This window comes from Cognataquiflexum aquatile, assembly GCF_003316845.1.
Classification (GTDB): Bacteria; Bacteroidota; Bacteroidia; order Cytophagales; family Cyclobacteriaceae; genus Cognataquiflexum; species Cognataquiflexum aquatile.
The window spans coordinates 344,498-358,827 of record NZ_QMIK01000002.1 but is presented as its reverse complement, the minus strand read 5'-3'; the positions used below and the strand labels follow the sequence as shown (position 1 = coordinate 358,827).

Below are 14,330 nucleotides of genomic sequence, written 5' to 3'. Positions count from 1 at the left end.
CATCTCAAAAAAAAGTCAGGCAAAAGGATTCCCTTCCTCATAATCCCCCGGTAACCCACATATCCCAACCCCATGACCCTCCAAAAACCTTTTGACCTACACTCCAAAATCGGCAGAACGGTATTCCACGAAGGAAGGGAATTCCTGTATTTTAGCGGAACGGCGTATTTGGGAATGGGAAGTGTCGGGGATTTTGAAAAACTGGTCATCGAAGGGATCTCCAAATACGGCATCAGCCACGGCCTCAGTCGGGTCAATAATGTCCGATTGTCTGTCTATGAGCAGTTTGAGGTTTTTTTTGCAGAAAAGGCAAAAGCTGAAAAATCCCTGGTTTTGAGCAGCGGATTCTTGGCCGGAACTGCCGCCATCAGTTATTTGAGGAAAGATGCCCACCAGATTTTTATTGCTCCTGATACACATCCCGCGGTTTTGGCAGAGGGGCTTCACCCCTTCCCAGACCCAAATTTTGACTATTGGATCGGCTATTGCAAAGAAACCTGTGAGCGGCTTCCTACCTCCAATATTCTTATTCTAGCCAATGCCGTTGATCCGCTGAAGCCAGCTGTCCATGATTTTGATTGGATCAGGAAACTGCCTTCTCGGCACCATTATACTTTACTCATCGACGACAGCCATGCCTTTGGAGTTTTGGGCGAAGATATCTTTGGTACTTACAGCCAATGGAAAACCCTGCCTATAAATTTGGTCATCTCAGGTTCCTTGGGAAAAGGACTTTCCCTTCCTGCCGGAATTATTTTGGCGAATGAAAAAACCATTTCAGGAATATCCCAAATGCCGATTTTTCGGGCTTCCTCTCCTCCTTCACCGGGATTTTTATATGCATTCCTTCAGGGACAGCATCTTTTCCAAAAACAAAAAGAAAAATCCCGATCCAATTTAAGCCTTTTCAAAAATCTATTGGGAGAACATTCCTCGCTTCAGCAATCCGGTGATTTTCCGGTTTTTTCCTTTCCCGATCAAAATTGGGTTTCCGTGCTTGAAGAGGCAGGAATTATAGTTTCCTCTTTTCCCTATCCAAAGCCTACTGATCCCTTTGCAAACAGGATCGTGGTTTCGGGCTGTCACGATGAGTCGGATATCCTCATCCTCCACAAGGCCATTACAAGTCTTATTTGAAGATTTTTGAATCTGTTGTTTGGGTAAAAAAATGAATATGGCTTACTTGAAGTCAAATAGCCAAATTTGACGCGCATGTTACAAAAACCTGTTTTGCTTTTCCTATTCGGAATCCTGCTGATCTCCTGTTCCCAAAAAGAACCTGTTCCATTTGCAGATATTCCGGAAAGCTATCCTGTTCTCCGTCAGGTTTTGGAGCATCCTGAGATTTACAAAGCACAGATTCTGTATACACAGGTCGACCGGGATTCTTTAGGCAATCCTGTTTTCAGGGACTTCAATGTGGGTCTCGATGATCAGGTTTATTTTTATCCCGCCAGCACGGTTAAGCTTCCAATTGCGATTTTGGCTTTGGAATGGTTGGCTGAGCAAAATCTAGCCGGACTTTCTGCAAATACCATAATGCTTACCGATTCGGTAAGACCTTCTCAGATTCCCGCTTTGGCGGACAGTTCGGCTGAAAACAACCTGCCGAACATCGCTCAATACATCAAAAAAATCCTCCTCGTCAGTGACAATGATGCATACAACAGGTTGTATGAGCTGTTGGGTCAGGATTATATCAATACCAAGCTCAAAGAAAAGGGATTGGCACACACCCTCATCAACCATCGTCTAAGTATGCCGATGAGTGAGGTGGAAAACAGGCATTTCAACCCAATTCGTTTTGTGGATAGTGCGGGAAATATTTTAAAGGAAATCCCGGAAAGGGAAACATCAGAAATCTACGCCAACATTGACCATCCAAGCATCGGAAAGGCTTACTACAGCAATGGCCAACTGGTAAATACGCCGATGGATTTTACCTTCAAAAATAAGTTTGCGCTTTCAGACCTTCATGGTGTCGTCCAAAGGATAATATTCCCTGAAAAATTTTCTCCTGAGCAAAGGTTTCAGATCAGTGAGGCAGATAGGGAATTTGTCTTGAAATATATGTCGATGTTGCCTCTGGAAAGTGACTATCCCAAATATGAATTGCCTGAATTTTACGACAGCTATTCCAAGTTTTTCAAATTCGGAACGGACAAAAACCCGATTCCTGAGAGATTCAGGATTTTCAACAAAACAGGAAATGCCTATGGGCATCTTTTGGACGGTTCGTATTTTGTGGATTATGAGACGGGAACAGAGTTTTTTGTATCGGCGGTGATTTATACCAATGCCGATGAAACCCTCAATGACGATGTCTATGAGTACGATTCCATCGGCTTTCCGTTCTTTGCCGAGCTTGGGGAATATTTGTACCAATTGGAATTAAAAAGAAAAAAAGAAAACGTCCCTGACCTTTCGCCATTCAGGTTCAGTTACAAATAAATACTCTCCCGCCGATTTCGCTGACCTTCGCAGAGGGGATTGACAGCAACTTACCTTACAATTAAAAAATCTGCATGGTTGAGAACTTCACCATCTGTTATTTCAAGAAACTCAACTTTGGCCAATGGCGGTCCATGTTTCAGCCATTCTTCCATTTCCATCATAGCAGAAAGATTACCTTCGATTTCTACCAGGACGGACCCATCAGGCTCATTTTTAACCCAACCTTTAATCCCAAGCTCCAAGGCTTTTTGTTGGGTACTTTTCCGAAAGAAAACTCCCTGAACCCGGCCTGAAACTTTGATTTGCTTATTGATCTTCATACCATTTTTCTTCGAAAGTCGAAGTTACTTCTACATCCGCAGTAAGTACCCTATACACCATCCAAAGAACCAAGGCCGGCGAAAAGGAAAATACAAACAATATCAAAGAAGTGGCAAGGTTGACCTGAATGGCTGTCACATAGACGATCAAAACCGCGGTTACCAAATAAACAGGAAAGAGGTAGTTTTTCATGGCTATCAATATTTTATAACCTGATAACAAAAAATCAAAACCGATTGTTGCATCTGCTTTCAATCCAAATCAGAAAGACAATCCTTGCGGGATTGGGGATGGAATAGGTCTGTTAGCCCTGTGACATTCAGGGCTGGGCTTATTCACTTTCGGCTGCAAGCCAGCCTGCGGCAAGTTTGTATCCAAGTGTCAATATGATGGCTCCCGTAAAAAGCCCGATAAATCCGGAAAATATAAACCCCCCTATGGCGCCCATAAACACAATGGCCATAGGTGCAGGTGCGCCTTTTCCCAATAAGATCGGCTTGAGAAAATTGTCCAACAAACCTGCCACCAGCATCCATACGGTAAACAAACTCGCTGTCAGGCTGTCTGCTGTGCCCCAGATATAGATGATCGTCCCGATAGAAACCGGAAGTATACCGATCTGTACAATAGACAAGATTAGGCAGATTAAAATCCAAACTCCTGCAAAGGGTATCCCGGCGACGACTAGGCCTAAACCGGCAAAGATGGATTGGATCAAAGCCACTCCTAATATTCCTTTGACCACGTTCCGAATCGTCACTTCCGCACTTTCGGCCATATCCTCACCCATTTTTCCTGCAAGTTTGGTGAAAATCGTCTTGAGCATTTGTGTGCCCTCCTTGGCATAGGCGAGCATCACCCCGCTGATGCCGATGGACAATGAAAACAACAGCAATCCCTTTGCACTGCTCTTCAACAGATCCAAAAACTTCAGCAAATAGGGTTTGATTTCATCTTGGTGATTGGTCAGGGTTTGCGAAAGACTTGCCGAAGCCTCAGCCCACAGGCCATAGATCTTTTTCCCGATTATCGGCCATTCTGCCACCTTGTCGGCAGGAGGAGGCACATGCAGGTCATTGCTTCGGTAGGCATCGACCAACTCCTTGAACTCATCCGCAGTAGCGATCAGCAACCACACTCCCGGTCCGATGATCAGCATCAGCAGCGTGAGAGCAATGACGGTGGCGGAAAGCGCATTTTTTCCCTTCAACCTGCGTGAAAGCCTGACATGTAGAGGGTAAAATGTCGTCGCCAAAACCGCTGCCCAAACCAAAGGTGTGATAAATGGCTCCAAAATGTAAAAACACCAAACCAATAACAGACCTAGCGCAAGCAGTTGCAGAGAATGATAGACAACAGGATTGATCTTGATTTTTTGGTTGGATTGAGGCAAGTTCTTTTCCATATAAGTTGCTGAGTGTTTGGGTTTCAGAATCTAAGGTAAGTGTCCTTTGGCAATGGGATGGCATTATTTAGAAATAAAATTTGGATAAAATTCCATCTTTGCCAAATTTTTATAGGTCAAAACCATTTCAACCTCAATAACCACTAACCTAATAACCCTTAACCAAAACCCCTACCCAATTATTTTTTCCCGAATCCAAACCAGCTTTGCCTTGATTGTGTTATGACTTTGCTATGAAAGGATTTCGATTTACACAATACGTCCCGCCCAACGATCCGGAGAAAAATACCTTCGAAAACCTGCTCAATATTTTCCTCCAGCTCGTGACTATGACCGGCGGGGATGTTGCAGAGGCATTGTCTTGGTTGACCAACCTCGACAAGCGCTACAACATGACCAATCCGGGTTACGGCATCGGTGATTTTATAGAAGACCTCAAAACCAAGGGCTACCTCACTGAGGAAAATCAAAAAGGAGAATTCAAGATCACTTCCAAAGCCGAGCAAACCATCAGAAAAAGTGCGTTGGAAGAAATCTTCGGCAAACTCAAACGCGGCAAAAGCGGCCAACACCGCACCACTCATTCAGGTCAGGGCGAAGAGAAAGGAACTGACCGAAGGCCATACACTTTTGGGGACAACCTTGATCAAATAGCACTTACCGATTCGATCAGAAATGCACAGGTAAACCACGGTTTTGGAGGAGATTATCTTTTGACCGAAGATGACTTGGAAGTTGTCGAGAATGAATTCCGCTCCCAGACTTCCACCGTGCTGATGATCGACATTTCGCATTCCATGATTTTGTATGGCGAGGACAGAATCACGCCCGCCAAAAAAGTCGCCATGGCACTCGCCGAACTCATCAAAACCCGTTATCCAAAAGATACCCTCGACATCATCGTCTTTGGCAATGACGCTTGGCAAATCGAGATCAAAGATCTGCCCTACCTTCAGGTCGGTCCTTACCATACCAATACCGTCGCAGGATTGGAATTGGCAATGGACTTATTGAGGAGGAGAAAGAATCCCAACAAACAGATATTTATGATTACCGACGGCAAGCCCACCTGTCTCAAAGTCGGAATCAAATACTATAAAAACGCCTTTGGCATCGACAGCAAAATTCTCAATGAAACCCTGAAACTCGCCGCACAATGCCGCAAGCTGAAGATTCCTGTCACTACATTTATGATTGCTTCGGATCCTTACCTGAAGGAATTTGTCAAGGAATTTACCAAAGTCAACAACGGAAATGCCTATTACAGTAGCCTCAAAGGTCTTGGAGACCTGATTTTTGAAGATTATAAAAGAAACCGAACCAAAAAATTTTAACACATGGATTACAGCAAACTAGCAGGAAAAGACCTTTTAAAAATAAAAACCATAGGCGAACTCAAAGCCGCCGGATACCAATCCAAATCCATCAAAGAAGAACTCCGCCAAAACCTGATCCACAAGATCAAAAACAAAGAAAACGTTTTCGAAGGCATTTGGGGATATGAAGATACAGTCATTCCTGACATCGAGCGGGCAATCCTTTCCCGTCACAATATCAACTTGCTAGGTCTACGTGGTCAGGCCAAAACCAGGATTGCGAGGCAGATGACACATTTGTTGGATGAGTATATTCCGATAGTCGAAGGTTCTGAACTGAATGATGATCCCTTTGCGCCGCTTACGACTTTTTCCAAAGAACTCATACAGCACAAAGGAGACCATACGCCCATCTCATGGTGGCATCGGGATGATCGATATACCGAAAAACTTGCAACGCCTGACGTATCGGTAGCTGACCTTATCGGGGATGTGGATCCGATCAAAGCCGCGACGATGAAGCTTTCCTACAACGATGAGCGCGTCATCCACTATGGACTCGTACCCCGCTCTCACCGTTCTATCTTTGTCATCAACGAACTTCCAGATCTTCAGGCAAGGATACAGGTGGCACTGTTCAATATCCTGCAGGAAGGAGATATTCAGATCCGAGGATTCAAATTGAGGTTGCCGCTTGATATTCAGTTTGTGTTTACCGCCAATCCGGAGGACTATACCAACCGAGGTTCGATAGTCACTCCGCTGAAGGATAGGATCGAAAGTCAGATCATCACGCATTATCCCAAGAGCATTGAGATCGGCAAAAGAATTACCGCACAGGAAGCAAAACTGGACGGAAAGCCCTTGGACAAAATCCATGTGCCGATGCTGATGAAAGACCTCATCGAGCAGATTGCCGTGGAGGCGAGAAAGAGTGAATATGTGGATGAGAAAAGCGGTGTATCAGCCCGACTGACTATCTCGGCTTATGAAAACCTCATTTCCGCTGCAGAAAGAAGGATTTATATGAATAATGAGGAAAATACGGTTGTCAGGATATCGGACCTGATTGGCGTCATTCCTGCCATCACAGGCAAGGTGGAACTCGTCTATGAAGGCGAACAGGAAGGCGCAGGACTGGTAGCTTATACCCTGATCGGCAAAGCCATCCGGACCTTATTCACAGATTTCTTCCCTTCTCCCGAGCAAAAGAAAAAAGAGAAAACCGATAACCTGTACACCCTGCCGCTGTCATGGTTTGGAGAAGGAAATACCCTCGATTTATTGGCTTCGCAAAGCGACAAAGAATACAAGACACTCCTTCATCAGGTTCCGGGGCTCGAAAGCATCGTGACCAAACAGGTGAAAGCATTACCCGAAAGAGAAAAGGAATTCTTCATGGAGTTTGCACTTCATGGATTGGCAGAATACAGCCAACTCAGCAAAAAAATGCTCGACACCGGGATGCAGTTCAAGGACCTGTTCAGCTCAATGTTTGACATGGGGACACCCGGGGACGAGGATTTTGATGAAGACAATTAAATATTCCAATACACACAGCTAATCAATGCAAATGACCCTCCTGAGCTATCGGGGGGGTTATTTTTTTATCACATAGTGCAAGAAATTCAAAAAAAAATACCAATCACGATATTTGATATTTATTTTCATTAAATTAGATATTCAATTTTTACTTCGGATTTCTTTTAGAGTAGCCAACTAGTAGTATTATCTGATTATTCCTCCCTTTACAGTGACCAACAGAACGGTTTATCTAAACTTTCTAATTACGCATTACTAATTCCCAAGCTTTTGTCCATTTGAAATTTTTAAAGTACCGGGTATTTAAGAGTAGCGTCCATTCCATTATTATTCTTTGCCGCATTTAAATTCAAAAGGAACTTACCGAAAATCCTCCAACAGAGTAGGTATAACTATTAAATTTAAGCCAAATGAAAACTTATTTTTCTTTCCAAAATGTACCGGGCATTGGTCTGGTTTTAATGTTTTTGTTTACATCCTGCCAAACGGATGAATTTACCGAACCTGCCGTCGTAATTGAAGAACCGACTACGACCGAAACAGTTGAAGAAACAGATCCTACCCTTCGGATAAACAACTCACTCGTATTTCCTAAAACTGCTCAGGTTTATGGAAAAAGTATTGAGTATTGGGCAACAGAATTTGGGAGAAAAATATACACCTATGATTGTGAGGAGGTGTTGCTATCAAAAATGGTTAGCCTAAGTGACAACGTGGTAGCACCCTTCTCGTTGACCTCGGAAACTACTCCTGAGGAATATACCATTAACAAAGATCAATATGTGCTTCTTTCACCCATACTTGTGGTCAATGATTACCCATGTCCAGCCGAATTTGAATTTGAACCTGCTGAGGGACAAAGTTTAGAGGATTTTTTAAAAGAAACTGCAAAGCCATATATTGATCCTTTGGAAACAGTTGAAGTGTTTGTTGATGGTAATGAGATCGATGAGGTATTGAAATATAGGCTGAGTTCAGGTTTATTTACCTTTACAGGAAATCCGGATTTGGCAGGATGCTTTGATCCATGTGTGACCGGACAACCACAAGAAGCTGTTATTGATGGTTATTTCTTGATGTTGAAGAAATTGAAAATTGGTAAACATACCATTCTCATCAGAGGGGAAGCTCCTTCACAGAATTTCACTTTTGAATGGAATCTTATATTTAACGTAGTTAAATGAGGCTAGTAGGGTCCGAGACCTAAGCTTTTGAAATGGACATTAAATAATCCAATACACACAGCTAATCAATGCGAATGACCCTCCTGCTTGATCGGGAGGGTTATTTTTTTGAATTGTTCGGATTTATAGAATTCCTGCAGGATTGGGACAGGAATTTCCAAATCATTAATTAGTCTGAAAGAGGCATTGGATAATTAACTAAAAAAAACTAAGTTTAAAGGTTGGAGAAAAAGAGAAGTATTGTTAAGTATAGAATGATTGGGATATTTGTGAGCAAGAAATCTTGATGTACCAACAGTCATTATTTTAAAAATTTTTATTATGACAAAAATTATTTTCCAAACCCTTATCGCTTTTGGGTTTTTAACTTTAGTTGCTTCTTGTGATAAACCTTAATGTAAAAATACAAACACCATTTTCGAGAATTATTCACCTGACACTAAGGAATATAAAGATGAAATAGTTAATCAATTGGCAAAAGTCGACAAGTCTAAACTGACATATTGGATGGATTCTTATCAAGAAAAAAATAATTCTCAATACATTCATGCCCACATCCAAGGATACGGTCTTTGCGCCAAAATCATCCTTACTTTAAAGGGCATGGATAAAGGAATTGAAGGAATTATAAAAAGTAAAGGAAGAGGTTATAGTGGTGCTGAACTTGAAGATTTAAAGTTTGAAATCAAACAAGACAGCCTGACAACTGAATTTGTTTTTCAACAAATAAGCGGAATTATAGACTAAAGAAGGGCCTCATTTCGGCACCAGAGAAAACATGGGGCTCAGTGTTTTCCGTAGGGTTTTTTCCTTGCATCCGGCTTTTTAGGTGGCAAATAGAGTTTGAAAAGAAATCGGGATTCGAAAATAAATTTCCAAATCAACAGCCTATATCGGCGAATAAAAAATCTACCTATACACAATTTATTGGCAAAGGCGAAACGGTACATTTATTTTATTGACCAATGAAAAACATCCTACTGACAATTATTTTTCTTGGCGGATTCTACCCGCTTTTTGCGCAAGATAATACCGATCCAATAAGCCTATTGATAAGTTCAAGGGTGGACACGACATCCGAAGAAATAAGATCAATAATCAAGCTCTATGAGAACTATTATAGGTCCAAACCGGACTCTATTTACGACAATCCTTATTGGAACAAAAAGGAAAAGGCCCTTTACAAAGACTTTGACTTTAGCAGAATAAGTATTTTTCAGGGGGGAATGGATGCCAACAGTTTGTTCCAATATTTTTCACCTTTTGTACTGTCAGTGGAACCGATTGGAAAAAAATATCAGATCAGGGTTTTATTCTCTTCGGCAACGACTGACCCCAAGTATGCAGGATCCAAAGTTTGGTGTATTCAAAAACTGAATGCCGTTAAAGAAGGTGAATCCTGGGTTTTGGAAAACCTGATTGTCGAATTATCAAAAGGCTGGAGCTCCAAAAAACTCGGTTATATTGACTATATATTTCCTCCCACCCATGAATTTGATATACAGGAAGCAGAACGGGCAAAAAGTTTTTGCGAGGAGATTATCCGCAGATTTAATCCCGGTTATGAGGAGTCATTTAAGTTTTACATCACAAGCAGCATTGATGACATGGGCTTACTAGAGAACTTTGATTATTATTTCGTCGGAATAACCTCCGGAAAAGCCAGAGAAGGAATGATTTTGACCGCAAAGGGGAGTGAATTTTACCCTCATGAGTTTATTCACAAACTGCTGCCTTCAAATCCCAAAAGGAATTTTGTGGTTGAGGAGGGGCTTGCACAGTTCCTCGGTACGAAAGAGAATATGGAAGAATATGAAAGCCTAATGAACAAATTGGCCATAGACCTGGAAGAGCGTTCAGAAACAATAAATTTCAAGTCTGTGATATCCCAATCCGAAAGGTACAATGGATACCAAACAGCATATCCTGCCGGTGCGGCGATTTGTGAACTTGTCCATGGCCATAGTGGAGATCAAGGTTTACTGCAATTGTTGTTGGCCGATACAATGGAATATAAAAATCTAGTCACAACCATTTGCCTCATCACAAAATTATCAGAACAAGAACTTGAAATGAAATGGTCTGAGACCTTAAAAAAATATCACCCCAATAAGTTCTAGCAAAAATCATTTCGGATAGACAAAGAGGGCGTAGCCCACTAATCTTCTTAATAACCAATAACAAAGGACCCAAGAGGGGCGTAGCCCTGAAATCTTAAAACCTAAGGCAAAAACAAATGAATGAACAATCTCAGGGCTACGCCCCTTGCGTTCATATAACATTTCCATTCGCTACGAAGATTTGGGGGCTACGCCCCACTTTTAACAAACAAAAAAACCGCCTTTCGACGGTTTTTCTTTTTTATAGACTCCAGGTATTTCCCACATCGGAAAGAGGGATGCATCCAAGGAATTCCCCCGGGATGGGATCGTAGCTAAGGACATTTTTGCCGATTTCCTCCGAGGAGAAGTATCCCCACATGGCCATGGACTTTAGCGAGCGGTAGAAACCTACAGGTTCTTGCTTCCCGACGGCCGTTCCCCATACTTTTGGATTGAACTTCGGGGAACTTGCTTCTGCGGCTTTGAGGCAGGCGGTTTTGTCTTCCGTACTCAGGTTGGCAAAGACATCGCCATAGGTCGACTTGCAGTCCGCATTGAACTTCTCAATATCCGCCACCAATTTATCCTGTGCTTCTTTGTTGTAGGTTTTGGCAAAGACCAGGTCCATAAAGATATCTGTCTTCACATCCAAAGCACCCGGTGTTTCGGTTTTTGGCAGGATAGTATCCACAAATGAGGAGATAAACCTCGCCTGATCTTCATTCAAAAAGACCGGTTGCCAAGTCAGCCTGTCCTGCTTTGCGCAGGATTGAAGCAGGGAAAGGAGTGTCGGCGCAGCGGCGGCTGAACCCGCCAAAAGGGCTGTTTTTCTAAGTGCGTCTCGTCTGTTCATGGCATTAGAGGTTATTTTTTTTGAGTTCGTCGACGGCAAAGTTTGCTGCCCGGGCAGTGAGTGCCATATAAGTAAGTGATGGATTGACGCAAGAGGAAGAAGTCATGCAGGCGCCATCGGTCACAAACACGTTTTTGCAATCATGTACTTGGTTATTTCCATTGAGGACCGAAGTCTTTGGATCGCGTCCCATGCGTGCGGTACCCATCTCATGGATGCCGTATCCCATTTCATGTTTGTTGTCAAAGTCGGTGACATTTGTCAAACCTGCACGGTCAAGCATTTCCTTGGCATCTATCCTCATTTGGGCATTGATAGCAAGTTCATTTGCACCCCATTCTGCATCTATCGACAAGGTCGGCTGACCCCATTTGTCGAGGACGTCTTTGTTGAGGTACACTTTGTTTTCATGGTAAGGAAGACATTCTGCAAAACCAGTGATGAAGAATTCCCAAGGTCCGGGCTTCATCATGCGGTCTTTGAAGTCTGCGCCAAAGTCCTCGACATTGGCTCCTGCACCCCAATTGCCTCTTCCGCCGCCACCTTGGAATCCAAAGCCCCTGACAAATTTGTCGGATTTGGTTTTGTCGTCAAGGTTGACATAGCGTGGGATATAGATGCCATTTGGACGGCGGCCTTTGTAGTATTGGTCGTCAAATCCTTCTACTGTACCCATTGCACCGACCCGGTAAGTATGGTCCATAAGGTTGTGTCCCAATTCCCCGCTGTCATTGCCGAGTCCGTTAGGAAACCGCTCAGAAACAGAGTTCAACAAGATCTGTGTGCTACTCAGCGTGGAGGCATTGCAGAAAATGATTTTGGCATTGTACTCGATGACTTCACTTGTTTCCGAATCGATGATCCTGACACCGGTGGCCCTTCCTTTTTCCTTGTCATAGATCAGTTCCTGTACAATGGAAAACGGCCTGATGGTCAGGTTTCCGGTGGCATTTGCGGCAGGTAAAGTCACCGCATTGCTGCTGAAGTAAGCACCATAAGGACAGCCCCGGTCACAGCGGTTTCGGAATTGGCATTTGCCACGTCCGTTAAGCGGTTCGGTCAGGTGGGCCACCCTTCCGATGATCATATTTCTTCCTGAAAATTCTTTTTCTATTCTTTCTCTGACGTGTTTTTCCACACAGTTGAGCTCCATCGGAGGCAGAAAATGACTGTCCGGCAACTGTGGCAAGCCAAGTGCTTCCCCACTGATACCGGCAAATTTTTCTACATAGGTATACCAAGGAGCGATGTCTTTGTATCGGATCGGCCAATCTACCCCATGACCATCTTTCATATTGGCTTCGAAGTCCAGATCAGACCAACGGTAGGTCTGTTTTCCCCAAAGCAGGGACCTTCCGCCCATCTGATGGGCACGGATCCAAAGAAATGGTTTGACTTCGGTATAGGGGTTTTCGAGGTCGTTGGCGTGGAAATGATGGTTCATCTCGCCGATAAATCCGGACCTGTTGCCCTTGGGGTGGATGTCCCTTTGCTCGGGAGTGAGTCCTCCCCGGAGCTCGGTATCCCAAGGATCCAAGGTCATGGTAGGATAATCCACGACATGCTCGACGATCCTGCCACGCTCCAGGACAAGGGTCTTCAGTCCCTTTTCGCAGAGTTCCTTGGCAGCCCATCCCCCGCTGATTCCCGAACCGATGACAATCGTATCGTAGGTCATCTCCTTTTTTGCATCGATATTAAAGTTGGCCATTACAATAGGTTTATTTTGAAGGGTAAAATATAGGTATTTATAAGGAAAAGCGGGAGTCAGCAGTCAGGATTTTACTTGGAAGGCTTTTTTGTAAAATTTTGGATTGGCAGAATAAATCAAATTGCAGGTATTGCCATCCTTGAATATCTTTTTCCAAGTAGAAAAAAATATTTCAAGTCAGGCGATTACAATACCCGGATCGCTTTCGACTAATAAGAAAACAAGATCTCCCCTATTTCTTACCATCCAAGATCCGTAAGGCTCTTCTTTATTTTTCTTAGAACTAGGTCAACCATTAAGTTAAAGAATATGAAAAAGTATTTGGTCATAGGCGGTATTTTATTCCTTGTCATTGTTTCTGTTTTGGGGTATAGCTTGGTAAACAAACCTCATCGTTCAGTGAAGGAGGAAACTGCCATAGAGGTGGCTGCTTCTGATTTGTTTAGTCGATTTGAGACTAATGAAGAGGGCTCAAATACTGAATTTCTCGACAAGACCATTTTGGTCAGGGGGGAAGTCGCCGAAATTATTACCAATCAGGAAGGAAAAACTGTGGTCATTTTGGCCACGGATAATCCCATTTTTGGGGTGAACTGTACCATGGACGAGGAACCCAAAGACATCGAAATTGGAATGATTGTATCGATAAAAGGAATCTGCGTAGGGTACCTGTCTGATGTGATTGTAAACAGGGCCCTGATAATCAAATAAGATGACGATTAAATCAAAAGGGATGGAAAAATTACAAAAAACCGGAAATTGGATCATACTGTCAGCCTTGACGGTTTTGATACTTTTGGGATCATGTGTCCATGAGCCATTTCTAAATCCGATCGATGTCAATGAGGGAAATCCGAAACCTGATGGTTGTTTGGACGATGGAACAGTTTGCTTTGAAAGCAGTATTCTGCCCATTTTTCTTTCTTCATGTGCACGCAGCGGCTGTCATGATACCAAGACTAAAAAGGATGGCTATGCCTTAGATAGCTACACCAATATTCTGAAGAAGGGCATTTCACCCGGAAACGCCAATAACAGCAAACTTTATAAGGTATTATTTGCGACCGGCAGCGATCAGATGCCTCCGGATGGGCCTCTTTCCAATTCCCAAAAGGAAGCAATCAAACTATGGATCAACCAAGGCGCCAAAAACACCACAGACTGTAACTGTTCCTGCGATCCCGCCATTTTCACCTATGCTGCCATTATCCAGCCCATTATGGCTACCAACTGTGTGGGATGCCACAAACCGGGCTCTTTGGGCGGAAATATTGATTTATCTACCCACAAAGCTGTCAAGGCCCAAGCTGCCAACGGGAAATTGGTGGGAAGCATCACTCATGCGCAAGGTTTTGTGGCGATGCCACAGGGAGGAAAACTTTCGGATTGTGAGATTTCTCAAGTCAAAAATTGGGTGAGTGCCGGAGCTCCAAACAACTGAT

The 14,330-nt window shown here is 43.3% G+C and carries 14 protein-coding genes; 9 read left to right on the top strand and 5 right to left on the bottom strand.

Annotated elements, in window-relative coordinates; translation table 11 throughout:
- Positions 1-72: 72 nt before the first annotated feature.
- Both DQW11_RS08040 and DQW11_RS08035 read left to right on the top strand, forming a co-directional pair.
- Complete coding sequence (locus DQW11_RS08040; protein ID WP_113923537.1) at positions 73-1,137, top strand: aminotransferase class I/II-fold pyridoxal phosphate-dependent enzyme; 1,065 nt, start codon at positions 73-75, stop codon at positions 1,135-1,137.
- A gap of 75 nt (positions 1,138-1,212) precedes the next feature.
- Positions 1,213-2,451, top strand: coding sequence for a serine hydrolase (locus DQW11_RS08035; protein WP_113923536.1), 1,239 nt, complete (start codon positions 1,213-1,215; stop codon positions 2,449-2,451).
- A gap of 50 nt (positions 2,452-2,501) precedes the next feature.
- Here DQW11_RS08035 and DQW11_RS08030 read toward each other — a convergent pair whose 3' ends face one another.
- From DQW11_RS08030 to DQW11_RS08020, 3 genes are all read right to left on the bottom strand, one after another.
- Positions 2,502-2,774, bottom strand: coding sequence for an acylphosphatase (locus DQW11_RS08030; RefSeq protein WP_198669869.1), 273 nt, complete (start codon positions 2,772-2,774; stop codon positions 2,502-2,504).
- Positions 2,761-2,967, bottom strand: coding sequence for a hypothetical protein (locus tag DQW11_RS08025; RefSeq protein ID WP_113923717.1), 207 nt, complete (start codon positions 2,965-2,967; stop codon positions 2,761-2,763). Before DQW11_RS08025 ends, DQW11_RS08030 begins: the two co-directional genes overlap by 14 nt.
- A gap of 139 nt (positions 2,968-3,106) precedes the next feature.
- Entirely contained in the window at positions 3,107-4,180 is a 1,074-nt protein-coding gene (locus DQW11_RS08020) for an AI-2E family transporter (RefSeq protein WP_113923535.1), read from the bottom strand.
- Positions 4,181-4,413: 233 nt separating this feature from the next.
- Between DQW11_RS08020 and DQW11_RS08015 the strand changes: the two genes are divergently transcribed.
- The 5 genes from DQW11_RS08015 to DQW11_RS07995 all read left to right on the top strand — a co-directional run bounded on the left by DQW11_RS08015 (position 4,414) and on the right by DQW11_RS07995 (position 10,342).
- A complete protein-coding gene (locus DQW11_RS08015; protein ID WP_113923534.1) occupies positions 4,414-5,514 on the top strand; it encodes a vWA domain-containing protein in 1,101 nt (366 codons plus the stop codon).
- A 3-nt stretch (positions 5,515-5,517) separates the two neighbouring features.
- A complete protein-coding gene (locus DQW11_RS08010) occupies positions 5,518-7,038 on the top strand; it encodes a P-loop NTPase family protein (RefSeq protein ID WP_113923533.1) in 1,521 nt (506 codons plus the stop codon).
- A 410-nt stretch (positions 7,039-7,448) separates the two neighbouring features.
- Positions 7,449-8,222: a hypothetical protein gene (locus DQW11_RS08005; protein WP_113923532.1), complete on the top strand. Its 774-nt coding sequence runs from the start codon at positions 7,449-7,451 to the stop codon at positions 8,220-8,222.
- A gap of 507 nt (positions 8,223-8,729) precedes the next feature.
- Positions 8,730-8,969 carry a hypothetical protein gene (locus tag DQW11_RS08000; protein ID WP_113923531.1) on the top strand — a complete coding sequence of 80 codons (240 nt, stop codon included), beginning with the start codon at positions 8,730-8,732 and terminating at the stop codon, positions 8,967-8,969.
- Between the two features lie 218 nt (positions 8,970-9,187).
- Positions 9,188-10,342 carry a hypothetical protein gene (locus tag DQW11_RS07995; protein ID WP_113923530.1) on the top strand — a complete coding sequence of 385 codons (1,155 nt, stop codon included), beginning with the start codon at positions 9,188-9,190 and terminating at the stop codon, positions 10,340-10,342.
- 241 nt (positions 10,343-10,583) lie between these two features.
- Here DQW11_RS07995 and DQW11_RS07990 read toward each other — a convergent pair whose 3' ends face one another.
- Both DQW11_RS07990 and DQW11_RS07985 read right to left on the bottom strand, forming a co-directional pair.
- Positions 10,584-11,177, bottom strand: a complete 594-nt coding sequence (locus DQW11_RS07990) for a gluconate 2-dehydrogenase subunit 3 family protein (protein ID WP_113923529.1) — start codon at positions 11,175-11,177, stop codon at positions 10,584-10,586.
- A 4-nt stretch (positions 11,178-11,181) separates the two neighbouring features.
- Complete coding sequence (locus DQW11_RS07985; RefSeq protein ID WP_113923528.1) at positions 11,182-12,888, bottom strand: GMC oxidoreductase; 1,707 nt, start codon at positions 12,886-12,888, stop codon at positions 11,182-11,184.
- Positions 12,889-13,197: 309 nt separating this feature from the next.
- Here DQW11_RS07985 and DQW11_RS07980 point away from each other — a divergent pair, with 309 nt between their 5' ends.
- The gene (locus DQW11_RS07980) at positions 13,198-13,599 is read left to right on the top strand and encodes an OB-fold protein (RefSeq protein WP_113923527.1); all 402 of its coding nucleotides are present in this window, start codon (positions 13,198-13,200) and stop codon (positions 13,597-13,599) included.
- 22 nt (positions 13,600-13,621) lie between these two features.
- Complete coding sequence (locus DQW11_RS07975; protein ID WP_198669868.1) at positions 13,622-14,329, top strand: c-type cytochrome; 708 nt, start codon at positions 13,622-13,624, stop codon at positions 14,327-14,329.
- Position 14,330 lies beyond the last annotated feature (1 nt).

Coding starts and splice junctions, on each gene's coding strand:
- DQW11_RS08040 (WP_113923537.1), top strand. CDS start 73: ATGACCCTCCAAAAACCTTTTGACCTACACTCCAAAATCGGCAGAACG.
- DQW11_RS08035 (WP_113923536.1), top strand. CDS start 1,213: ATGTTACAAAAACCTGTTTTGCTTTTCCTATTCGGAATCCTGCTGATC.
- DQW11_RS08030 (WP_198669869.1), bottom strand. CDS start 2,774: ATGAAGATCAATAAGCAAATCAAAGTTTCAGGCCGGGTTCAGGGAGTT.
- DQW11_RS08025 (WP_113923717.1), bottom strand. CDS start 2,967: ATGAAAAACTACCTCTTTCCTGTTTATTTGGTAACCGCGGTTTTGATC.
- DQW11_RS08020 (WP_113923535.1), bottom strand. CDS start 4,180: ATGGAAAAGAACTTGCCTCAATCCAACCAAAAAATCAAGATCAATCCT.
- DQW11_RS08015 (WP_113923534.1), top strand. CDS start 4,414: ATGAAAGGATTTCGATTTACACAATACGTCCCGCCCAACGATCCGGAG.
- DQW11_RS08010 (WP_113923533.1), top strand. CDS start 5,518: ATGGATTACAGCAAACTAGCAGGAAAAGACCTTTTAAAAATAAAAACC.
- DQW11_RS08005 (WP_113923532.1), top strand. CDS start 7,449: ATGAAAACTTATTTTTCTTTCCAAAATGTACCGGGCATTGGTCTGGTT.
- DQW11_RS08000 (WP_113923531.1), top strand. CDS start 8,730: ATGGATTCTTATCAAGAAAAAAATAATTCTCAATACATTCATGCCCAC.
- DQW11_RS07995 (WP_113923530.1), top strand. CDS start 9,188: ATGAAAAACATCCTACTGACAATTATTTTTCTTGGCGGATTCTACCCG.
- DQW11_RS07990 (WP_113923529.1), bottom strand. CDS start 11,177: ATGAACAGACGAGACGCACTTAGAAAAACAGCCCTTTTGGCGGGTTCA.
- DQW11_RS07985 (WP_113923528.1), bottom strand. CDS start 12,888: ATGGCCAACTTTAATATCGATGCAAAAAAGGAGATGACCTACGATACG.
- DQW11_RS07980 (WP_113923527.1), top strand. CDS start 13,198: ATGAAAAAGTATTTGGTCATAGGCGGTATTTTATTCCTTGTCATTGTT.
- DQW11_RS07975 (WP_198669868.1), top strand. CDS start 13,622: ATGGAAAAATTACAAAAAACCGGAAATTGGATCATACTGTCAGCCTTG.